The organism is Pseudomonas sp. RC2C2, assembly GCF_018390435.1.
GTDB classification, from domain to species: Bacteria; Pseudomonadota; Gammaproteobacteria; order Pseudomonadales; family Pseudomonadaceae; genus Aquipseudomonas; species Aquipseudomonas donghuensis.
Map to the genome: position 1 here is coordinate 3742929 of NZ_JAHBAX010000001.1, position 22660 is coordinate 3765588.

The window sequence follows — 22660 nt, forward strand, 5'->3', positions numbered from 1 at the left end:
TGGGTTGGTTTTTGAGGCTGTGAGCTAATCCATTCGCTGTGGCGCTGCTGCCGGCCCCTTCCGCCCTTACGGCGGGTCCCTTTTGTTCTTGGCAAAAGGAACCAAAACCGCTCGCTCCTGCATACGGCCCTACGCTTCGCTCCGGGTTCCTTCGCTTCGGTGCCTTCCAGGGGCATCGCGGCCTACGACTTGCTACGCCAAGTCTACGTCTCGCGACTTCGGCTTGGGCCGAAGGGTGCTGCGCACCAGCCCCCTCCAGACACCTACGCTCAGCCTCCTGAAGTCGCGAAGTTACGGGCGGCGCCTGCACTGGCGTATCTGCGAAATCAGATTATGGCGCAGCCAAGCTGACGCCGGAGCGGGACAAGCTCGCTGGCAAAGCGAGCACCGACTTGCTTGATCTTGATCTTGATGCGCGTAGTTCAAGGCGCCGCCGTAAAGGCGGAAGGGGCCGGCAGCAGCGCCACACAAAATGGATAAGCCCGCAGCCTGCAACATCCCAACCCAAGAATCATAGCCCCAGGATTCCGTGAACAACCATTTTCCCTGTCTGTCGATTTCAGCCGCCGCCAATCGACCATCTGTGAACGCGCCGAATGGTTCGGCGCCTGATCGCGCAGAGGACACGACCATGAACAGTGCCGCCGAGAACGAAATCCGCCAACTCATCGAACAGTGGATTCCGGCTGTTCGCGCCCGTGATATCGAGGCCATCACCGCCCCTTGCGCCGATGACATCCGCGCCTTCGATGCGGTCAAGGCACTGCAGTTCAAGGGCAAGGCTGCCTACCGCGCCCACTGGCAGGCCTGTATGGAGCATTGCCCGGGCGAGATGGTCTTCGAGGTCGAGCAATTGCAGATCCAGGCTACCCCGGAGCTGGCACTGGCGCATTGGCTCAACCGTTGTGGCCCGGCCAACAGCGAAGGCGGTGAGGATCAAAGCTGCTACATGCGGGTTACCGTCGGCTACCAGCGCATCGGCGGGCAATGGAAGGTCATTCATGAGCACTGGTCGGCACCGTTCGACATGGAGTCCGGTGCCGCGCTGTTCTCGCTCAAGCCTTGAGCTGAAAACCCCGAGAGTTATGCCGAATCGCGCTTTCTAAGGCGGTGCGCTCTGCCGCCATAGTATCCCCAGCTGTGGAGACGACGATGAAATACCTGTGCCTGGTCTACTGTGATGAAAGTCTGCTGCACAGCCTGCCCGACAGCCCGGCCGACGCCGAGTGCATGGCCTACGCCGAATCGATCCAGGGCAGTGGTCGCATGCTTGCCGCCGAGGCGCTCAAGCCGGTGCAGACCGCGACTACCGTGCGCGTGCGCGGCGGGCAGATGAGCCTGACCGACGGCCCCTTCGCCGAAACCAAGGAGCAGTTGGCCGGCTTCTATCTGGTCGATGCGCGAGACTTGAACGAGGCCTTGAACATTGCCAAGGGCATTCCCGCTGCGCGGGTCGGCAGTGTCGAGGTGCGGCCGATCCGAGAGTTGCAACCCTGAAGCGAAGGAGAACAACACCATGAGCCTTCTACCCCCCGAGCAGCCCAAGGCGCAGCACGAGCTGTCATTGACACGCCTGATCGACGCGCCGCGGAGCAAGGTGTATCGGGCCTGGACCGAGCCGCAACTGCTTGCCCAATGGTGGGGCCCCAACGGCATGACCACACCGGAATGTGAGATGCAGTTGTGGGTGGGCGGCTTGTTTCGTACGGTGATGCGTGCCCCCGACGGCAGCGAGTACCCGAATCAGGGGGTGTTTCTGGAGATCGTGCCGCCAGCGCGGATCGTCTTCACCGATGCCTTTGGCCCGGGCTGGGTGCCTTCGAACAAAGCCTTCATGACGGCGGTGGTGACCTTCGACGACGTCCATGGCAAGACCCAATACACCGCCCGCGCCTGGCACTGGAGTGCTGCCGATTGCCAGGCCCATGAAGAGATGGGTTTTCACCGTGGCTGGGGTGAGAGCCTGGATCGCCTGGTGGCGGTGGTGACCACGCAGATGCCCGACTGATGGCCGCGCTGGCACAGGTACGGGCGCAACTGGAGGCCGTTTACCGGCAGGAATCGCGGCGTATCCTGGCGACGCTGATTCGCCTGCTCGGCGACTTCGACCTCGCCGAAGAGGCCATGCATGAGGCGTTCTTCATCGCTGTCGAGCGTTGGCAGCGCGACGGCATTCCGGCAAGCCCCAGGGCCTGGCTGGTGTCCACCGGGCGCTTCAAGGCAATCGATAGCCTGCGCCGACGGGCGCGTTTCGACCGTTCTCAGGCGCAGTTGATGCAGGCGCTGGCGTCGCTCCAGGAGGTTCAGGTGAATGACCAAGAGCTGGAGGATGACCGTCTGCGCCTGATCTTCACCTGTTGCCACCCGGCGCTGGCCGCCGATGCCCAGGTACCGCTGACCCTGCGCGAAGTCTGCGACCTGACCACCGAAGAAATCGCCCGCGCGTTTTTGCAGAGCCCGGCGACCATCGCCCAGCGTATTGTCCGCGCCAAGGCCAAGATCCGCGATGCGCGGATTCCCTATCAGGTGCCGTCGCTGGCCGAACTGCCGGAGCGGCTTGATAGCGTGCTGCGGGTGATCTACCTGGTGTTCAACGAAGGCTATTCGGCGTCTTCGGGGGAGAGTCTGATGCGCCATGACTTGAGCGATGAAGCCATCCGCCTGGGGCGTTTGCTCCAGCAATTGCTACCCGATCCGGAGGTGCTCGGCCTGCTGGCGCTGATGCTGTTGCAGGCCTCGCGGCAGCAAGCGCGCAGCGATGCCCAGGGCGAGCTTGTTGTGCTCGATGAACAGGACCGCAGCCTGTGGAACCGCGAGCTGATTGCCGAAGGCTGCCAACTGGTGCAGCAGGCCCTGCGCAGTCAGCAGTTCGGCGTCTATAGCTTGCAGGCAGCGATTGCCGCCGTGCATGCGCAGGCGGACAGTGCCGAGCAAACCGATTGGCATGAGATCGTCGGTCTGTACGATGTGCTGCTGCAGCACTGGCCGTCGCCGGTGGTCGAGCTCAACCGCGCGGCCGCCCTGGCCCGGCGCGATGGTGCCCAGGCGGGATTGGCGGCGGTGGAGGCGATTCTGGCTCGTGGGCAGTTGCAGGACTATCACCTGGCCCATTCGGCCCGCGCCGAACTGTGCCGCCAGCTAGGCCGGCTGGATCAAGCCCGCGAGGCCTATCGCAGCGCCCTTGAACTGACCCGCCAGGGCCCCGAGCGGCGCTTTATCGAGCGCCGTCTGCGCGAGCTGTGAGGCTCAGCCGATGGTGATGGGTGGCGGGCTGACCAGGTCGACGGTCTGCTGCTTGCGCGGGGCGAGAATCTCGGCCTCGCCGTCGACCACCAGCTCGTCGTTCTGATTGAACACGCGCGTGGCGATGCGCACCTTGAACTTCGGCAGTTTCTCGAGGATTTCCAGGCGCACGGTCAGGGTGTCACCGAACTTGACCGGTTTCTGGAAGCTCATGGTCTGGCCCAGGTAGATGGTGCCAGGGCCAGGCAACTCGCAGGCCACTGCGGCGCTGATCAGCGCGCCACTGAACATGCCGTGGGCGATACGCTCCTTGAACATGCTCTTGGCGGCGAACTCGGCATCCAGGTGCACCGGGTTGTGGTCACCGGACATCGCAGCAAACAGCTGAATGTCACGTTCTTCGACAGTCTTGCTGAAGCTGGCGGTCTGGCCGACTTCAAGGGCTTCGTACGGCGTGTTGGTGACCTGGGTCATCACTTGTTTTTCCTTCTATCGTGGCGGCCGGCCGGTCATTCGCTGCGGGCGGGGCGAGCAATGGTCAGCGCCTGCTGCAGCCAGTCGATGATCGCGGCCGTGACCTCGTCACGGTTGGTTTCGTTGAGCAACTCATGCCGCGCCTGGGGGTAGAGCTGCAACTGTACGTGCTGATTGCCGGCCAGGCGCAAGGCACCGGCCAGATCCTTGAGACGCTTGCCGGCACTGACCGGATCACATTCGCCGCCCATTACCAGGATCGGCAGGTTCGGATCGATCTGCGCCAGGTTGCGGGGCTGGCTGATTTGTTCCAGGCCCATCAGCAGGTCGATCCACAAACGGTTGCTGCAGCGAAAGCCGCACAACGGGTCGGCAGCATACTTGTCGACTTCGGCGTTGTCGCGGCTGAGCCAGTCGAAGGCCGTGCGGTTGGGCTTGAAGGCTTTGTTGAACGAGCCGAACGACAGCCATTCGATCAGCGCGCTGTGCCCCAGCGGGCCCTGGCGCCAGGCTTCGAAGCGGGCGATCAGGCACGCGGTGCGGTACAGGGCCGGGGGCTGGAAGTTCGAGCCGCTGAGAATCGCGCCCTGCAGGCTGGCGCCATGGTGCATCAGGTAGGCCTGGGCGATATAGCTGCCCATGCTGTGGCCGAACAGGAACACCGGCGTGCCCGGAAACTGCTGACCGATGTGCTGGCTGAGCAGGCCCAGGTCATTGATCACGCTGTTCCAGCCATTGTGTCGGGCGAACAGGCCTAAAGTGCCAAGTTCGGCGGTGCGTCCGTGGCCACGCTGGTCGTGGGCGAGCAGGGCATAGCCGGCGTTGGTCAGGGCTTCGCCCAGGCGTTGATAGCGCCCGGCATGCTCGGCCATGCCATGGGCGAGCAACACCACCGCTTTGATCGGCGTGTCCGGCAGCCATTGGTAAACGTAGAGGCTGCAGTGATCGCTGGCCGCAAGCCAGAACGCGTCGTGGTGCATGGCGAGTCCTTGTCACACAAGTCGGAGAATCAGCTCAGTGTATAACCCAGGCGAACAATCGCAGGGTCCTCAGCAATAAGATTCACAATGTTAATGACAGCGCTTGGCGTATTTGCCACCTGCGACATACCTGCTAACGTCGGCAGAGCACCTTCTTCGCCAAGCAGGCAAGGGGGCCGGAACGGCTCAGGTATGAGGACAAGAATAAATGCAAGCTGATTTCTGGAATGACAAGCGCCCGGCAGGCGTTCCTTCGCAAATTGACGTAAATGCTTACAAGTCCGTGGTCGAAGTCTTCGAACGCTCCTGCAAGAAGTTCGCTGACCGTCCGGCGTTCAGCAACCTCGGGGTAACCCTGAGCTACGCTGAGCTCGAACGCTATTCTGCGGCCTTTGCCGCTTACCTGCAGCAGCACACCGACCTGGTGCCGGGCGACCGCATCGCGGTACAGATGCCCAACGTGCTGCAGTACCCCATCGCCGTGTTCGGCGCCTTGCGCGCCGGGCTGATCGTGGTCAATACCAACCCGCTGTATACCGCCCGCGAAATGCGCCACCAGTTCAAGGATTCCGGCGCGCGGGCCCTGGTGTACCTGAACATGTTCGGCAAGCTGGTGCAGGAAGTGCTGCCCGACACCGGCATCGAGTTTCTCATCGAAGCGAAGATGGGCGACATGCTGCCGACGGCCAAGGGCTGGTTGGTCAATACCATCGTCAGCAAGGTCAAGAAGATGGTCCCTGACTACCGTCTGCCCCAGGCAGTGCCGTTCAAGAGCGCCCTGGCCCAGGGCCAGGGCCAGTCGCTCAAGCCGGTAGCGCAGAGCCTGGACGACATCGCCGTGCTGCAGTACACCGGTGGCACCACGGGCCTGGCCAAGGGCGCGATGCTGAGCCACGGCAATCTGGTGGCCAACATGCTCCAGGTGCTGGCGTGTTTCTCCCAGCATGGGCCCGATGGCCAGCGCCTGATCAAGGAAGGGCAGGAGGTGATGATTGCACCGCTGCCGCTCTACCATATCTATGCCTTCACCGCGAACTGCATGTGCATGATGGTGACCGGTAACCACAACGTGCTGATTACCAATCCGCGGGACATTCCTGGCTTTATCAAGGAACTGAAGAAGTGGAAGTTTTCTGCGCTGCTGGGGCTCAACACCCTGTTCGTGGCACTGATGAACCACCCCGAGTTCAAGAACCTCGACTTCTCGGCGCTGAAAGTCACCAACTCCGGTGGTACCGCACTGGTCAGCGCCACCGCCGAGCGTTGGGAGAGCATCACCGGTTGCCGCATTGTCGAAGGCTACGGCCTGACCGAGACCTCGCCGGTCGCCAGTACCAACCCTTATGGCCAGCTGGCGCGCCTGGGGACCGTGGGCATTCCGGTGCCGGGCACGGCGTTCAAGGTCATTGACGACGAGGGCGTCGAGCAACCCTTTGGCGAGCGCGGCGAGTTGTGCATCAAGGGCCCGCAAGTCATGAAAGGCTACTGGCAGCACCCTGAGGCGACCGCCGAGGCGCTGGACAGCGAAGGCTGGTTCAAGACCGGCGACATTGCAGTGATCGACCCGGATGGCTTTACCCGCATCGTTGACCGCAAGAAGGACATGATCATTGTCTCGGGTTTCAACGTGTATCCGAACGAGATCGAAGAGGTGGTGATGGGCCATCCGCAGGTGGCCAGTTGCGCGGTGATCGGCGTTCCTGACGAGCGTTCGGGCGAGGCGGTGAAGCTGTTCGTGGTACCGCGCGAGGGCGGGGTGACCCTTGAAGAGCTGAAGGCTTATTGCAAGGCCAATTTCACGGGCTACAAGGTGCCCAAGCACATTGTGTTGAGGGAGTCGTTGCCGATGACGGCGGTGGGCAAGATTCTGCGCAGGGAGTTGCGCGATATAGCCTGACGGCAAGCCGCAAGCACGCCTCCAGCTTGCGGCTTGCTTCTTGAAACCCAAGGCTTTAGAATTTTTACTCTAAAAATGACTACGTGATAATCAAGAGTCATTTCCGTGACTGTTTGGGCTACTTTAGCTCTAGGCGGCCCTTGGCAAAGCTGCTACTCTCGGCCCGCTTCGGATTATCAGGTTTGCAATAAACCGTAATCTTATATCAATAATAATCGCATCGACTGCGGTGAAGAATTCGCTGCTGCTGGAGGAGTGGGCTTCCATGATCGAAAATTTTTGGAAGGATAAGTACCCAGCCGGGATTGCCTCGCAAATCAATCCTGATGAGTATCCGAATATTCAGGCGGTATTGAAGCAGTCTTGCCAACGCTTTGCCGATAAACCGGCCTTTAGCAACCTGGGCAAAACCCTTACCTACGGCGAGTTGTATGAGTTGTCGGGGGCCTTTGCCGCCTACTTGCAACAGCATACCGACCTGCAGCCGGGTGATCGTATTGCCGTGCAGCTGCCCAACGTCCTGCAATACCCTGTTGCCGTGTTCGGTGCCCTGCGGGCGGGCCTGATCGTGGTCAACACCAACCCGTTGTATACCGCGCGGGAATTGGAACACCAGTTCAACGATTCCGGCGCCAAGGCGCTGGTCTGCCTGGCGAACATGGCGCACCTGGCCGAGAAGGTGGTGCCCAAGACCCAGGTCAAACACGTTATTGTCACCGAAGTGGCCGACCTGTTGCCACCGGTTAAACGCCTGTTGATCAACAGCGTGATCAAGTACGTGAAGAAAATGGTCCCGGCCTATCACCTGCCCAAAGCGGTGAAGTTCAACGATGTCTTGAGCAAAGGCCGCGGCAAGACTGTTCAGGAAGCCAATCCGGGCAGTAATGATGTGGCCGTGTTGCAATACACCGGCGGCACTACCGGGGTGGCCAAGGGCGCGATGCTGACCCACCGCAACCTGGTGGCCAACATGCTGCAATGCCGGGCGCTGATGGGCTCGAACCTCAACGAAGGTTGCGAGATCCTGATCACACCGCTGCCGCTGTACCACATCTACGCGTTCACCTTTCACTGCATGGCGATGATGCTGATTGGCAGCCACAACATCCTGATCAGCAACCCGCGTGACTTACCGGCGATGGTCAAGGAACTGTCGAAGTGGAAGTTCAGCGGCTTTGTTGGTTTGAACACCTTGTTCGTCGCCCTGTGCAACAACGAGAATTTCCGCAAGCTGGATTTCTCCGGCCTGAAGATCACCCTGTCGGGCGGTATGGCGCTGCAGATGAGTGTCGCCGAGCGCTGGAAGGCAGTGACCGGATGCGCCATCTGCGAAGGTTACGGCATGACCGAAACCAGCCCGGTGGCAGCGGTCAACCCGGCCGAGCAGAACCAGATCGGCACCATCGGTATTCCGATGCCCTCGACCCTGTGCAAGATCATCGACGACGCCGGTGTGGAACTGGCACTGGGCGAAGTCGGCGAGTTGTGCGTGAAGGGGCCGCAGGTGATGAAGGGCTACTGGCAGCGTGAAGATGCCACCAACGAGATCCTCGACAGCGACGGCTGGCTGAAGACCGGTGACATCGCCCTGATCCAGCCGGACGGCTACATGCGTATCGTCGACCGCAAGAAAGACATGATCCTGGTCTCCGGTTTCAACGTCTATCCGAACGAGCTCGAAGATGTGCTGGCGGCCTTGCCAGGCGTGCTGCAGTGTGCGGCCATCGGCGTGCCGGACGAGAAGTCCGGTGAAGTGATCAAGATCTTCATCGTGGTCAAGCCGGGCATGACCGTGACCAAGGAGCAGGTGATGGAGCATATGCGCGCCAATGTCACCGGCTACAAAGTGCCACGCTTTGTCGAGTTCCGTGATGCGTTGCCGACGACCAACGTTGGCAAGATCCTGCGCCGTGAACTGCGTGATGAAGAGCTGAAGAAGCTGGGCCTTAAGAAGATCGCCTGAGTTTCAGGCGAACGCTTCGCGCTCGATCGCTGGCAAGCCAGCTCCCACAGGTACGGTGTAATTGGCCCTTGTGGGAGCTGGCTTGCCAGCGATGGTTTCAGCGCAATTTTTCGAGCATCTGGTAATACCACATCCCCGCCGCCAGCAACGGATTGCCCAACACATCGCCCATTGGCACCTTGATGTGTTTGCAGCCGGCAAAGGTATCGAATTTCTCCAGTGTCCCGGTCAGTGCTTCGGCCATGATTTCGCCCATGATATGGCTGGTGGCGATGCCGTGCCCGGAATAACCCTGGCAGTACCAGACGTTATCCGACAGCTTGCCCAGCTGCGGAATGCGGTTGACCACAATCCCCATCGCACAACTCCACTGGAACTCGATCGGCACGCCCTTGAGCGCCGGAAACGTGCGCTCGATGCACGGGCGCAGTTCACCGGCGATATCCCGTGAGTCGCGCCCGGAATAGTTGGCGCCACCGCCAAACAGCAGGCGGCCATCGGCGGTCAGCCGGTAGTAGTCGAGGACGAAGCGGCAGTCGTACACCGCAAGGTCCTGCGGGTTGATCTGCGCGGCCAGCTCACCCAGTGGCGCGGTGGTGACGATGCCGCCCATGGCCGGGAAGATCTTGCCCTTGAGCTGGCGCTGTTCCAGTTTGTGATAGACGTCGCCGGCCAACAAAACCTGCTTGGCTTCGACCCGGCCGTGGGCCGTCACCACCGCCGGCTGGTCGCCGTGAATGATGTCCAGTACCTCGGAGTTCTCGAAGATCAACGCGCCCAGGCTGTGCGCGGCGCGGGCCTCGCCCAGGCACAGGTTGAGCGGGTGCAGGTGCAGGTTGCGGCGGTTCTTCAAGGCACCCAGGTACAGCGGGCTTTGCAGGTGTTCGCGCATGGCATGCTGGTCGAGCAGCTCGACCTGATCGCCCATGCCGTGGCGCTCGGCCTCGGCGGCAAAGGCGCGCAGTTCGCCCATGTGCGAAGCTTTCATCGCCGCGTGCAGGTGGCCGCGCTTGAGGTCGCAGTCGATGCCGTAGCGTTCCACCCTTTGCTCGATGATCTGGTGGCCGCGCCAGCGCAGGTGCCAGATGAAGTCATCGACGTCATCACCGAGCTTGTCGCGCATCTGCTTGCGCATCGCTTCATCGCCCGAGAGGCTGCCGGTGACCTGGCCGCCGTTGCGCCCGCTGGCGCCCCAGCCGATGCGATTGGTTTCGATAAGGGCGACCTTCAGGCCGCGTTCGGCCAGCTCCACGGCGCTGGCGACACCGGTAAAGCCACCGCCGATGATTGCCACATCGACCTTCACCGTGCCCTTGAGCGTCGGGTACTGCGTGGCGTCATTGAGGCTTGCGGTGTAGTAGGAGGCACTGCGCTGGGCAGGGCCGGGATTTACGGCTGCATTCATGACAAAAATCCTTGGCGCAAAAAGAGAGAGTCAGGCCTGGGTCAGGTACCAGCGCCAGTCCTGCTCGCCGACTTCGGCCATGAACTGGCGGTACTCGGCGCGCTTGACCGCAAGGTACACGCCGAGGAACTCGGCGCCGAAGGCCTCCCGTGCCCAGCTCGAACGCTCCAGCGCAGTCAGCGACGTCAGCCAGTCGGTGGGCAGCAGTTCGGTGGCCTGGGCATAGCCATTGCCCTCGACCGGTGCGCCCGGGTCGAGTTGTTGGCGGATGCCGTGATGCAGGCTGGCAAGGATCGCCGCCGCGGCCAGGTAAGGGTTGGCATCGGCGCCGCAGATGCGGTGCTCGATATGCCGGCTGTTGGCCGGGCCGCCTGGCACGCGCAGGCTGACGGTGCGGTTATCCACCCCCCAGGTCGGCGCCAGCGGCGCATAGCTGTTGGCCTGGAAGCGTCGATAGGAGTTGGCGTTGGGGCAAAACAGCAGCAGCGAATCGAGCAGCAGCTTGAGCATGCCGGCCACCGACTGGCGCAGCAGCGGCGTGCCGGCCTTGTCTTCACTGGCATAGAGGTTGTTGCCCAGGGCATCGGCCAGGCTCACGTGCATGTGCATGCCGGTGCCGGCCAGGTGATCGAACGGCTTGGCCATGAAGCAGGCCTGCATCCCGTGCTTGTGTGCCACGCCCTTGACCAGGCGCTTGTAGCGCACTGCCTGGTCCATGGCCAGCAGCGCGTCGCCATGCTCCAGGGTGATTTCCACCTGGCCCGGGGCGTACTCGGAAATCGCCGTGCGCGCCGGAATGCCCTGGGCTTTGCAGGCAGCATAGAGGTCGGCGAGAAACGGCTCGATCTGTTCCAGTTCGCGCAGGCCGTAGACCTGGGTGCCACGCGGGCGGCCGCCGTCGCTGTCCAGCGCCGGTTGCGGCCGGCCCTGGCTGTCGCGCTTCTGGTCAAGCAGGTAGAACTCCAGCTCGCAGGCCATCACCGGGTAGTAACCGTCGGCCTTGAGCGCATCGATGACCTTGATCAGCAGATGGCGCGGGTCGGCAATGCTCGCCGGCAGGCCTTCGCTGGGGTGCATGCTGACCTGCAGCGCCGCTGTGGGAATCTGCCGCCACGGCAGACGCACCAGGCTGTTTTCCAGGGGATAGGCGCGACAATCAATGTCGCCGACATCCCAGACCAGCCCGGAGTTTTCCACGTCGTCGCCGTTCAGGGTCAGGCCGAGGATGGTGCTGGGCAATGGCCGACCGCTTTCGTACACCGCCAGCAGCTCTTCGCGGTGCAGCAGCTTGCCGCGCGGCACGCCGTTTGCGTCGAGGATGAACAGCTCGATCATTTCGATATCGGGGTTGGCGGCCAGAAACGTTCGGGCCTGCTCGATGGGGGCAAATTGCATGGTGCGCTCGCTCGCGCCGTCAGGCGCACAGGACTGCCTAGCCGGTCAGGCGGCAGTCTTCGACAAGGAAGGTCGGCCAGAAGCTGGCCGCACGGTTCAGTGCAGAGCGAAGCGGGCGTCCGGTGGGCGGGCATGGCGGCAGTGCCACAAGGCCCAGAAGGCGAGAATGATGTGCACCAGAGGATTTTCCCCAGAGCGTGCCCGCACCTTCGGGAACGAAGGACGCAGCAGCGGACGGGGCAAACCGGGAGACGAAGTCATGCCTGGATACTCCCATGCCGGGGAAGGTTCATTAAATAAGCCTTTGTGCAACTTCAGGTAAGTCTTGACTAAACAATGCCCGGGCCGCCTGCAACCGTGCCGAGCGTCGGCAAATCTGCGACAATCGCAGCCCTTGAAAAAGCCGATCATGCAAAAGCAGGCTCACCTGCACGACTAAAAAGCCCCCATGACTGACCACGCGATTGATCAACTGCTGAAAAACCTCGACCACGCCATGATTGCCGAGCGTCACCGCCTGCGCCGGCAGCTGCACGAGCTGCGCAAGCGCCCGGACGAGGCCAAGCTTGCGCAATGGGTCGACAAGGTTCAGGCCTCCTGCGCCCAGGTCACTGCGCGCAAGGCCAGCGTGCCGAGCATCCGTTACGACGACAGCCTGCCGATTGCGGCCAAGCGTGACGAGATCAAAAAGGTCCTGGCCGAGCACCAGGTGCTGATCATCGCCGGTGAAACCGGCTCGGGCAAAACCACCCAGTTGCCGAAGATCTGCCTGGAGCTTGGCCGCGGCCAGCATGGCCTGATCGCCCATACCCAGCCACGGCGGATTGCTGCGCGCAGTGTCGCTACCCGGGTCGCCGAAGAGCTGGGCACGCCACTGGGGGCGCTGGTTGGCTACCAGGTGCGCTTTGAAGACCAGAGCGATGCCAACACCCTGGTCAAGCTGATGACCGACGGCATCCTCCTGGCCGAAACCCAGCACGACCGTTTTCTTGAGCGCTACGACACCATCATTGTCGACGAAGCCCACGAGCGCAGCCTGAACATCGACTTTCTGCTCGGCTACCTGAAGACCCTGCTGCCACGCCGTCCCGATCTCAAGGTCATCATCACCTCGGCGACCATTGACCTTGAGCGCTTCTCCAAGCACTTCAACGATGCGCCGATCATCGAAGTGTCGGGTCGCACCTACCCGGTGGAAACCTGGTACCGGCCATTGACCAGTGAGCAGGACGAGGAGGGCAACCGCGTCGAGGACGACCTCACCGTTGACCAGGCGATCCTCGCCACCCTCGACGAGATTGCCGCCCACGAGCGCAGCCTGGGCAAAGGCCCGGGCGATGTGCTGGTGTTCCTGCCGGGCGAGCGCGAAATTCGCGACGCCGCCGAGATGCTGCGCAAGGCCCAGTTGCGCCACACCGAGATCCTGCCGTTGTACGCGCGCCTGTCACCGGCCGAGCAGCAGAAGATTTTCCAGTCCCATCCGGGGCGGCGTGTGGTGCTGGCCACCAACGTCGCCGAAACCTCGCTGACAGTGCCGGGCATTCGCTATGTGATCGACAGCGGCACCGCACGGATCAGCCGCTACAGCTACCGGGCCAAGGTCCAGCGCCTGCCGATCGAAGCCGTGTCCCAGGCCAGCGCCAACCAGCGCAAGGGCCGCTGCGGCCGGGTCGAACCGGGCATCTGCGTGCGCCTGTACAGCGAAGAAGACTTCAACGCGCGGCCGGCCTTTACCGACCCGGAAATCCTGCGCACCAACCTCGCTGCGGTCATCCTGCAGATGCTGCACCTGCGCCTGGGCGAGATCGACGCGTTCCCGTTCATCGAACCACCGGATGGCAAGGCCATCAGCGACGGCTTCAACCTGTTGCAGGAGCTCTCGGCGGTCAACCGCGAGAACCAGCTGACGCCCCTGGGCCGGCAACTGGCGCGCCTGCCAGTGGACCCGCGGCTGGGCCGCATGCTGCTCGAAGGCGCCAAGCAAGGCAGTCTCAACGAGCTGTTGATCGTCGCCAGTGCGCTGTCGGTGCAAGACCCGCGCGAGCGTCCACCGGAGCGCCAGCAAGCGGCGGACCAGGCCCATGCGCAATGGAAGGATGCCGACTCCGACTTCGCCGCGCTGGTCAACCTGTGGCGCGGCTTCGAGGAGCAGCGCCAGGCCCTGACCGCCAGCCCGCTGCGCAATTGGTGTCGGAAAAACTTCCTCAACTACCTGCGCCTGCGCGAATGGCGCGATGCTCACCGGCAGTTGAGTCTGATCTGTCGTGATCTGCAGTTGAGCATCAATAAGGAGCCTGCTGACTACCCGCGCCTGCACAAGGCGATTCTGTCCGGCCTGCTCAGCCAGATCGGCCAGAAGACCGAAGACGGTGACTACCTCGGTGCCCGCCAGCGGCGCTTCTGGGTGCACCCGTCATCCGGTTTGGGCAAGAAGCGCCCGCAGTGGCTGATGACCGCCGAGCTGGTGGAAACCACCAAGCTCTATGCGCGCATGGTGGCCAAGATCGATTCGGACTGGATCGAGCCGCTGGCCGGGCACCTGATCAAGAAAAACCACTTCGAACCGCACTGGGAGAAGAAGCGCGGCCAGGTGGTGGCCTTCGAGCAGGTCACCCTCTATGGCCTGATCGTGGTCGGCCGTCGGCCAGTGCATTACGGCCCGGTCGACCCGGTGATGTCCCGCGAGCTGTTTATCCGCGAGGCGCTGGTCGGTGGCGAGATCCAGTCCAAAGCCAAATGCCTGAGCGCCAACCGGCGCTTGCTCGAGCAGCTCGACGAGCTGGAGGCCAAGGCCCGTCGGCGCGATATCCTCGCCGATGAAGAAACCTTGTACGGCTTCTATGAAGCGCGCCTGCCGGCCGAGATCCACCAGACCGCAACGTTCGACAGCTGGTACCGGGTCAACAGCCAGAAAGACCCGCAGTTGTTGATCATGCGCGAGGAAGACGTGCTGGCCCGCGAGGCCAGTGAAGTCACCGCCGCGCAGTACCCGGACACCTTGCGCCTGGGCGACCTGAGCCTGGCCCTGAGCTACCACTTCGAGCCGAACCATCCGCGAGACGGCGTCACCGTGCGGGTGCCGGCGCCCCTGTTGCCGAGCCTGCCGGGCGAGCGCCTGGAGTGGCTGGTGCCGGGCCTGCTGGAAGCCAAGTGCATTGGCCTGGTGCGCAACCTGCCCAAGGCGCTGCGCAAGAACTTCGTGCCGGTGCCGGACTTCGTCAAGGCCGCGTTGCAGCGCATGAGCTTTGGCGAAGGCTCGTTGCCCCAGGCGCTGGGTCGCGAGCTGCTGCGCATGACCGGTGTGCGGGTCAGCGATGAAGCCTGGGCCGAAGCCGCTTCGCAGGTCGACAGCCACCTGAAGATGAACCTGGAAGTGGTCGATGGCCAGGGCAAGTTCCTTGGTGAAGGCCGCGACCTGGCTGAACTGACTGCACGCTTCGCCGCTGCCAGTCAGGCGGCATTGGCGGTGCCGCAGACTGCGCAAAGCCAGCAGCCGGTGCAGGCCAAGGCCTTTACCCAGGTGGCCGAGACCGCGCAACAGAAGTTTGCCGGGCTGTCGATGACGGTGTATCCGGCGCTGGTGGAAGACAACGGCACGGTCAAGGAGGGGCGTTTCTCGACCCAGGCCGAAGCCGAATTCCAGCACCGCCGTGCCTTGCAGCGCTTGTTGCTGCAGCAATTGGCGGAGCCGGCCAAGTTCCTGCGCAGCAAGCTGCCGGGGCTGACCGAGCTTGGCTTGTTGTACCGTGAACTGGGCCGGGTCGAGGCGCTGGTCGAAGATATCCTCCTGGCCAGCCTCGACAGCTGCATCCTTGACGGCGAAAGCACCCTGCCGCGCGATGGCGCAGGCCTGGCCTCGCTGGCCGAGCGCAAGCGCGGAAGCTGGGCCGAGCACGCCGAACGCCTGGCGCGCCTGACCCTGGAGATCCTCAAGCTCTGGCACGGCCTGCAAAAGCGCTTCAAGGGCAAGATCGACCTGGCTCAGGCCGTGGCCCTCAACGACATCAAGCAGCAATTGGCTAACCTGGTCTACCCGGGCTTTGTCCGTGAAACCCCGGGGCTGTGGCTCAAGGAACTGCCACGCTACCTCAGGGCCATCGAATTGCGCCTGGAGAAACTCGGTGCCCAGGTGCAGAAGGACCGGGTCTGGAGTGGTGAGCTGGGCAACCTCTGGAGCCAGTACCAGACCCGCCTCGACAAGCACGCCCAGGAAGGCAAGCGCGACGAGCAGCTGCAGCTGTACCGCTGGTGGCTGGAGGAATACCGGGTGTCGTTGTTCGCCCAGCAGTTGGGTACCAAGGTGCCGGTTTCCGACAAACGACTGAGCAAGCAGTGGAGTCAGGTGGAAGCCTAAACCCCTGCAGTTGTGGCACACTTGGCTGATATTCGCCGCGTACCCCGGAATTACCTGCCGGGCGTGCGCGGCTCTCGAATGCAGCACTGCGCAGGGGCCCTGCACGTCAGGGTCATTACCAGTCAAAGTTGGTACTTTGGTGCCAACTCAAACCGACCGAACAGGCCGTTGCCGGGCTGGCAATGGCCCCGAACAGAGGAACGACCGTGCATAACGTCGTCATCAGCGGCACCGGCCTGTACACCCCGGCCAACAGCATCTCCAACGAAGAGCTGGTGGAGTCCTTCAACGCCTACGTGCAGCAGTTCAACCGCGACAACGCCGCCGCCATCGAGCGCGGTGAGGTCCAGGCCCTGGCCGAGTCCAGCGCCGCCTTCATTGAAAAAGCCTCGGGGATCAAAAGCCGCTTCGTCATGGACAAGGACGGCATCCTCGATCCGCAGCGCATGAAGCCGCGCCTGCCGGAGCGCTCCAACGACGAACCGTCGATCCTCTGCCAGATGGCCGTAGCCGCCGCCGAACAGGCCCTGCAACGCGCAGGCCGCACGGCTGCGGACGTCGATGCGGTCATCGTTGCCTGTTCCAACCTGCAGCGCCCGTACCCGGCCATTGCCATCGAAGTGCAACAGGCCCTGGGCATCAACGGCTTTGGTTTCGACATAAACGTGGCCTGCTCGTCGGCCACCTTCGGCATCCAGACCGCCTGCAACAGCGTGCAACTGGGCCAGGCCCGCGCGGTACTGGTGATCAGCCCGGAAATCTGCACCGGACACCTGAACTTCCGTGACCGCGACAGCCATTTCATCTTTGGTGATGCCGCGACGGCCGTACTGGTGGAGCGCGCCGACCTGGCCACCTCCAAACACCAGTTCGACATTGTCAGCACCAAGCTGCTGACCCAGTTCTCGAACAACATCCGCAATAACTTTGGCTTCCTCAACCGCGCGGGCGAAGAGGGCATCGGCGCCCCCGACAAGCTGTTCGTCCAGGAAGGCCGCAAGGTGTTCCGCGAGGTCTGCCCGATGGTTGCCGAGCTGATCGGCCAGCACCTGACCGATAACAACCTCAACGTCAGCGACGTCAAGCGCTTCTGGCTGCACCAGGCCAACCTGAGCATGAACCACTTGATCGTCAAGAAACTGCTCGGCCGTGATGCCCTGGAAGAAGAGGCACCGGTGATCCTCGACAGCTATGCCAACACCAGTTCGGCAGGCTCGGTGATCGCCTTGCACAAGCATCAGGATGACCTGCCACAGGGCGCGCTGGGCGTGCTCAGCTCGTTCGGCGCCGGTTATTCGATTGGTAGCGTGATCCTGCGCAAGCGCTGAGCTTCAGTTAAGGGCGAAGTGTCCCACCGCGCTGGTGCACTTCGCTGATGGCGTTGGCTGTAACAAATCCGCCTAATCGGACTCTACCCGCAGAACGATGGATGGATGGCGATGACTGGCGAACAACAAGCCCGCTTGCTGGAGAGGCTGCTCAAGGGTGAGCAACAAGCGTTCAAGGAACTGGTCGACACCTATCAGGGCGCCATGCGCGCAGTCGCCTACGCGATTGTCGGCAGCCGGCACGCCGATGAGGCGGTACAGGATGCCTGGCTGGCGGTGGTGCGTAACCTCAAGGGCTTCGAGCAGCGTTCGAGCCTCAAGACCTGGCTGCTCACCATTACCGCCAACGCGGCCAAGACCCGCTACAAGCAGAATCGCCGCGAAGTGCTGCTCGATGACCTGCCTGGCCCTCATGGCACGGTCGGCGACGAGCGCTTCGCCACCGACGGGCACTGGCTGCACGGGCCCTCGGCCTGGCACGAAGACACGCCAGAGGCCATGCTCAGCCGTGAGCAGTTGCGCGAATGCCTTGAACATACTTTGCTGAGCCTGTCGGAACTGCAACGCAGTGTGCTGGTGTTGCGCGAGCGGCAGGGCCTGGAGCTTGAGCAGATCTGTAATCTTCTCGAGATTTCCCTCTCCAATGTCCGCGTGCTGCTGCACCGGGCGCGCCTCAAGGTCTTTGCGACCCTGGAACATTTCGAGGAAACCGGCCAATGCTGAGCTGCAAGCAACTCGTCGCCCGCTCGAGCGACTACCTGGATGAACAACTGACCCTGGGCGAGCGCCTGATGGTGCGTCAGCACCTGTTGTTCTGTCGCCACTGCCGGCGCTTTCTCAAGCAGATGCGCGTGGCCCAGGCGACGGTACGGGCCTTGCCGGAGGCGCCGGTGGTCGACAGCGATGCCCTGGCCGAGCGTCTGGCCCGGGAGCTGAAAAACTCCTGAATCACGCTTGGAAGGCTCTGCAACGGAGCTTTCCGGCTTATTTCATTTCGAAGTAAAAAAGTTCCCTTGTCACAAAACATTTATCTAAAAGCCACTGATCTGACATAAGCCCCCGCCAAGATTCCTCCCCAGCACAAGTGGCTTGAGCCGCGTGTTTTTCCAACATTATCAAGACCATAAAGTAGGGGAGCTTCTTCGATGATCCGTAAGCACTTCGCAGGTTTCGCAGCCAGCGCCTTGGCCATGGCCGTTACCGCCCAGGCTTTCGCGGGTACCGTGACCACCGACGGCGCCGATATCGTAGTCAAGACCAAGGGTGGCCTCGAGGTCGCTACCACCGACAAAGAGTTCAGCTTCAAGCTGGGCGGTCGGATTCAGGCCGACTACAGCCGTTTCGACGGTTTCTACACCAACAACGGCAACACCGCTGACGCCGGTTACTTCCGCCGCGCCTACCTGGAACTGGGCGGCGTGATGTACAAGGACTGGGCCTACCAGATCGCTTACGACTTCTCGCACAACTCCGGCGGTGACAACCGTTCCGAAGACGGTTACTTCGATGAAGCCTCGCTGGCCTACAACGGCTTCAGCCCGGTATCGATCAAGTTCGGTCGTTTCGACCCTGAGTTCGGCCTGGAAAAAGCCACCAGCTCCAAGTGGGTAACCGCTCAGGAACGTACCGCTGCCTACGACCTGGTCGACTGGACCAACGCCCACAACGGCGGCCTGGGCCTGCAGGTTTCGGGTAACGCCGGTGACTCGCTGTATGGCTCGGTCGGTGCCTTCGCCAAGGACGCCACCAACCAGGACAAGGACGGCGACAGCACCAAGCAGTTCAACCTGCGTGGCGTCTTCGCACCGATGCACGAAGCCGGCAACGTCCTGCACTTGGGTATCAACTATGCCCAGCGCGACCTCTCCGACACCGCGTTCGACGGCCGTATCCGCAGCCGCCTGGGCATGCGCGGCGTCAGCACCGACGGCGGCCAGGATGCCGGTACCAACGGCAACCGCCTGACCCTGGGCGGCCGCAACAACACCCCGGCCGGTGCCTATGACACCGACAAGGCCTGGGGGCTGGAAGCGGCCTGGGCCATGGGCCCGTTCTCGGTTCAGGGCGAATACGTCAAGCGTGACGTCCAGGCCGACAGCGCCGCGTTCTCCGACATCAAGGCTGACGGCTACTACGGTCAGCTGGCCTACACCATCACCGGTGAAGCCCGTGGCTACAAGCTCGGCAAGTTCGACAGCATCAAACCCTCGAACAAGCAGATCGGTGCCTGGGAAGTGTTCTACCGCTATGACCACCTGAGCGTCGATGACGACAATGGCGCGTTCGCCAACGTCAGCGATATCGAAGGCAAGGTGCATAACGTTGGTCTGAACTGGTACGCCAACGAGTCGATCAAGCTCAGCGGCGTGTACGTCAAAGCCAAGGTCGACAATGCCGAGAACGCTGTCGGCGACGACAGCGGCGACGGTTTCGTCATGCGCGCGCAGTACGTGTTCTAAGCAATACCGCTCCTCATCCGTTAGATCTTCAGCCCCGCTTGTGCGGGGCTTTTTTTCGTCTGCGCGACGAGGCAGACTGCGTCAATGCCCAAGCTCATCTTGCAACACCTTGCCGAACTCACGCCTGCCACCTGGGATGCCCTGGTGCCACAGGAGCAGCCGTTTTTGCGCCACGCGTTTCTGTCCAGCCTGGAGGACAGCGGCAGCGTCAGCCGCAACACCGGTTGGAGCCCGGCGCATCAGTTGCTCACCGACAGTGCCGGCCAACTGCGCGCGGCCTTGCCGGCCTATGTGAAGACCCACTCATTCGGCGAGTACGTGTTCGACCACGGTTGGGCCGATGCCTGCGAGCGGGCGGGGATTGCCTATTATCCCAAGCTGCTCTGCGCCGTGCCGTTCTCGCCGGTGACCGGCCCACGCTTGCTGGGCGACCCGCATGCGGCGGCCGAGCTGGTCGATCAACTGACGGACGAACTGTTTGCACAGGGGATGTCCGGCGCGCATATCAACTTCACCGATGAGCGCGCCGATGCGCTGATGCGCGAGCGTGAAGGCTGGATGGAACGCCTGGGTTGCCAGTTTCATTGGCGTAATCAGGGCTACCGCGACTTCCAGGATTTTCTCGACACCTTGAGTTCACGCAAGCGCAAACAGATGCGCAAGGAGCGTGAGCAGGTCGTGGGGCACGGCATCGAGTTTCATTGGTTTCGCGGTGATGAACTGAGCGAGGCCCAGTGGGATTTCGTTTTTGCCTGTTATGCCAATACCTATGCCGTACGCCGTCGTGCACCTTATCTGACCCGAGCGTTTTTCAGTCTGCTGGCTGAGCGCATGCCCGCAGCGATTCGTGTGGTCATGGCCCGTCAGGGCGGCCGCGATGTCGCCATGGCCTTCAGCCTGGTCGGTGGCGACAGCCTGTATGGCCGTTATTGGGGCTGCCTGGATGCGTTCGACCGGCTGCACTTCGAGACCTGTTTCTACCAGGGCATGGACCTGGCGATTGCCGAAGGCCTGCAGCGTTTCGATGCCGGGGCGCAAGGTGAGCACAAGCTGATTCGCGGTTTTGAGCCGGTGATCACCCGTTCCTGGCATTACCTGCTGCACCCGGGCTTGCGCCGGGCGGTGGAGGAGTTCCTGCAGCAGGAGCGGGCGGGGGTGTTGGCGTATGCCGAGGAGGCGCGTTTAGCGTTGCCTTATCGGCAAGGCTGAGGGCTTCATCGCGGGGCAAGCCCGCTCCCACTGTGGGAGCGGGCTTGACCCGCGATGAGGTTACTGTCAGTCGATCCCGACAAACCCCCCGGTCTGGTGATGCCACAAGCGCGCATACAAGCCTTGATGCGCCAGCAACTCCGCGTGGCTACCCATCTCGGCGATCCGGCCTTTCTCCAGGACCACCAGACGATCCATGCGGGCGATGGTCGACAGCCGGTGGGCAATGGCGATCACGGTCTTGCCCTGCATCAGGGTTTCCAGGCTTTCCTGGATCGCCGCTTCAACTTCCGAGTCCAGTGCTGAAGTCGCCTCGTCCATGATCAGGATCGGCGCATTCTTGAGCAGCACCCGGGCAATGGCGATGCGCTGGCGCTGGCCGCCGGAGAGCTTGACCCCGCGTTCACCCACATGCGCATCGAAGCCGGTGCGGCCCTGGGCATCGGACAGTTGCGGAATGAACTCGTCGGCCCGGGCCCGGCGTACCGCTTCCCACAGCTCTTCTTCGGTGGCGTCGGGGCGGCCATACAGCAGGTTTTCGCGAATCGAGCGGTGCAATAGCGAGGTGTCCTGGGTGATCATGCCGATCTGCGCGCGCAGGCTGGCCTGGGTCACCTGGGCGATGTCCTGGCCATCGATGAGGATGCGCCCGCTTTCCAGGTCGTACAGGCGTAGCAGCAGGTTGACCAGGGTTGACTTGCCCGCGCCGGACGGGCCGATCAGGCCGATCTTCTCGCCTGGGCGGATGTCCAGGTTCAGGCCGTCGATGATGCGGCTGCCCTTGCCGTAGTGAAAACTGACGTTGTCGAACTTCACCCCGCCGCGATCGACCTTGAGCGTAGTAGCGCTCGGCGAGTCGGTGACGCTCACCGGCTGGGCGATAGTCTGCAGGCCATCCTGGACCATGCCGATGTTCTCGAAGATGCCGTTGACCACCCACATGATCCAGCCGGACATGTTGACGATGCGGATCACCAGGCCGGTGGCCAGGGCGATGGCTCCGACCGTGATCAGCGACTGGGTCCACAGCCATAGCGCCAGGCCCGTGGTGCTGACGATCAGCAGGCCGTTGAGGCTGGTGATGACCACGTCCATGCTGGTGACCACGCGGGCGGCCAACTGGGTTTTTTCGGTCTGCTCGCTGATCGCTTCACGAGCGTATTGCTGCTCGAAGTCGGTGTGGGCGAAGAGTTTCAGGGTAGCGATGTTGGTGTAGCCATCGACGATGCGGCCCATGAGCTTGGAGCGGGCATCGGAGGAGATCACGGCTCGGGCCTTGACCCGTGGCACGAAGTAGCAGAGTGCGCCGATGTAGCAGGCGATCCAGGTCATCAGCGGCAACATCAGCCGCCAGTCGGCCTCGGCAAACAGCACCAGCGAGCTGATCGCATAGATCAGTACGTGCCACAGCGCGTCCACCGCCTGCACCGCCGAGTCGCGCAGCGAGTTGCCGGTCTGCATGATGCGCTGGGCGATGCGTCCGGCAAAATCGCTCTGGAAGAAGTTCAGGCTCTGCTTGAGCACGAAGGTATGGTTCTGCCAGCGGATCATGCTGGTCATCCCCGGGCTGATGGTCTGGTGTACGAGAAGGTCGTGCAGGCCGAGAAACACCGGGCGCAGAATCAGCGCCACTACCAGCATCCACAGCAGTTCGGCAGCGTGATCGCTGAAGAAATCAAGCGAAGGGGTGCCTTGAGCCAGGTCGATGATCCGGCTCAAGTAACTGAAAAGGGCCACTTCGATCAATGCGCCGATGAATCCGATCACCAGCAGCGCGGCAAAACTTGGCCACACCTGGCGCAGGTAGTACACATAGAACGGCCATACCGTGGTGGGCGGCGCCGCAGTAGGCGCCTCACGGAAGATGTCGATGAGCTTTTCGAAGCGGCGAAACAGCATGAAAACGGTAACTCCTGTTCAGTTCGACCCGCAGGCCTGGTTCACGTCCCTGTG

At 62.5% G+C, this 22660-nt stretch carries 17 protein-coding genes; 12 read left to right on the top strand and 5 right to left on the bottom strand.

Annotation, left to right across the window (positions count from 1 at the left end; translation table 11 throughout):
* The first annotated feature begins 631 nt into the window (after positions 1-631).
* From KHO53_RS17335 to KHO53_RS17350, 4 genes are all read left to right on the top strand, one after another.
* Positions 632-1066, top strand: coding sequence for a YybH family protein (locus KHO53_RS17335; protein ID WP_213570549.1), 435 nt, complete (start codon positions 632-634; stop codon positions 1064-1066).
* Between the two features lie 86 nt (positions 1067-1152).
* Positions 1153-1497 (top strand): YciI family protein, encoded by a 345-nt coding sequence (locus KHO53_RS17340; protein ID WP_010223085.1) that lies wholly within the window; start codon positions 1153-1155, stop codon positions 1495-1497.
* 19 nt (positions 1498-1516) lie between these two features.
* Positions 1517-2008 carry an SRPBCC family protein gene (locus KHO53_RS17345; protein WP_010223084.1) on the top strand — a complete coding sequence of 164 codons (492 nt, stop codon included), beginning with the start codon at positions 1517-1519 and terminating at the stop codon, positions 2006-2008.
* On the top strand, positions 2008-3243 hold the full coding sequence (locus KHO53_RS17350) for an RNA polymerase sigma factor (RefSeq protein ID WP_036994212.1): 1236 nt from the start codon (positions 2008-2010) through the stop codon (positions 3241-3243). The genes KHO53_RS17345 and KHO53_RS17350 overlap by 1 nt, the downstream gene beginning before the upstream one ends.
* A gap of 3 nt (positions 3244-3246) precedes the next feature.
* Here KHO53_RS17350 and KHO53_RS17355 read toward each other — a convergent pair whose 3' ends face one another.
* Both KHO53_RS17355 and KHO53_RS17360 read right to left on the bottom strand, forming a co-directional pair.
* Positions 3247-3717, bottom strand: a complete 471-nt coding sequence (locus KHO53_RS17355) for a MaoC family dehydratase (protein ID WP_010223082.1) — start codon at positions 3715-3717, stop codon at positions 3247-3249.
* A 35-nt stretch (positions 3718-3752) separates the two neighbouring features.
* Positions 3753-4697: an alpha/beta hydrolase gene (locus KHO53_RS17360; protein WP_010223081.1), complete on the bottom strand. Its 945-nt coding sequence runs from the start codon at positions 4695-4697 to the stop codon at positions 3753-3755.
* Between the two features lie 208 nt (positions 4698-4905).
* Here KHO53_RS17360 and fadD2 point away from each other — a divergent pair, with 208 nt between their 5' ends.
* Positions 4906-6594, top strand: a complete 1689-nt coding sequence (fadD2, locus tag KHO53_RS17365) for a long-chain-fatty-acid--CoA ligase FadD2 (RefSeq protein ID WP_010223080.1) — start codon at positions 4906-4908, stop codon at positions 6592-6594.
* 265 nt (positions 6595-6859) lie between these two features.
* On the top strand, positions 6860-8557 hold the full coding sequence (fadD1, locus tag KHO53_RS17370; RefSeq protein WP_213570550.1) for a long-chain-fatty-acid--CoA ligase FadD1: 1698 nt from the start codon (positions 6860-6862) through the stop codon (positions 8555-8557).
* 97 nt (positions 8558-8654) lie between these two features.
* Here the strand turns inward: fadD1 and KHO53_RS17375 are convergent, their stop codons facing one another.
* Positions 8655-9962, bottom strand: coding sequence for an NAD(P)/FAD-dependent oxidoreductase (locus KHO53_RS17375; RefSeq protein WP_213570551.1), 1308 nt, complete (start codon positions 9960-9962; stop codon positions 8655-8657).
* A 30-nt stretch (positions 9963-9992) separates the two neighbouring features.
* Positions 9993-11357 (bottom strand): glutamine synthetase family protein, encoded by a 1365-nt coding sequence (locus tag KHO53_RS17380; RefSeq protein WP_010223077.1) that lies wholly within the window; start codon positions 11355-11357, stop codon positions 9993-9995.
* A gap of 448 nt (positions 11358-11805) precedes the next feature.
* On the opposite strand from KHO53_RS17380, the gene hrpA reads away from it, so the two are divergent.
* From hrpA to KHO53_RS17410, 6 genes are all read left to right on the top strand, one after another.
* Entirely contained in the window at positions 11806-15711 is a 3906-nt protein-coding gene (hrpA, locus tag KHO53_RS17385; protein WP_213570552.1) for an ATP-dependent RNA helicase HrpA, read from the top strand.
* A gap of 206 nt (positions 15712-15917) precedes the next feature.
* On the top strand, positions 15918-17039 hold the full coding sequence (locus KHO53_RS17390; protein ID WP_213570553.1) for a beta-ketoacyl-ACP synthase III: 1122 nt from the start codon (positions 15918-15920) through the stop codon (positions 17037-17039).
* Positions 17040-17150: 111 nt separating this feature from the next.
* A complete protein-coding gene (locus KHO53_RS17395; protein ID WP_010223074.1) occupies positions 17151-17762 on the top strand; it encodes an RNA polymerase sigma factor in 612 nt (203 codons plus the stop codon).
* On the top strand, positions 17756-17986 hold the full coding sequence (locus KHO53_RS17400) for an anti-sigma factor family protein (protein ID WP_010223073.1): 231 nt from the start codon (positions 17756-17758) through the stop codon (positions 17984-17986). The genes KHO53_RS17395 and KHO53_RS17400 overlap by 7 nt, the downstream gene beginning before the upstream one ends.
* Positions 17987-18184: 198 nt before the next feature.
* Entirely contained in the window at positions 18185-19498 is a 1314-nt protein-coding gene (locus KHO53_RS17405; RefSeq protein WP_010223072.1) for an OprO/OprP family phosphate-selective porin, read from the top strand.
* Positions 19499-19582: 84 nt separating this feature from the next.
* Positions 19583-20707: a GNAT family N-acetyltransferase gene (locus KHO53_RS17410; RefSeq protein WP_213570554.1), complete on the top strand. Its 1125-nt coding sequence runs from the start codon at positions 19583-19585 to the stop codon at positions 20705-20707.
* A gap of 66 nt (positions 20708-20773) precedes the next feature.
* Here KHO53_RS17410 and KHO53_RS17415 read toward each other — a convergent pair whose 3' ends face one another.
* The gene (locus KHO53_RS17415) at positions 20774-22606 is read right to left on the bottom strand and encodes an ABC transporter ATP-binding protein (protein WP_213570555.1); all 1833 of its coding nucleotides are present in this window, start codon (positions 22604-22606) and stop codon (positions 20774-20776) included.
* Positions 22607-22660: the final 54 nt, after the last annotated feature.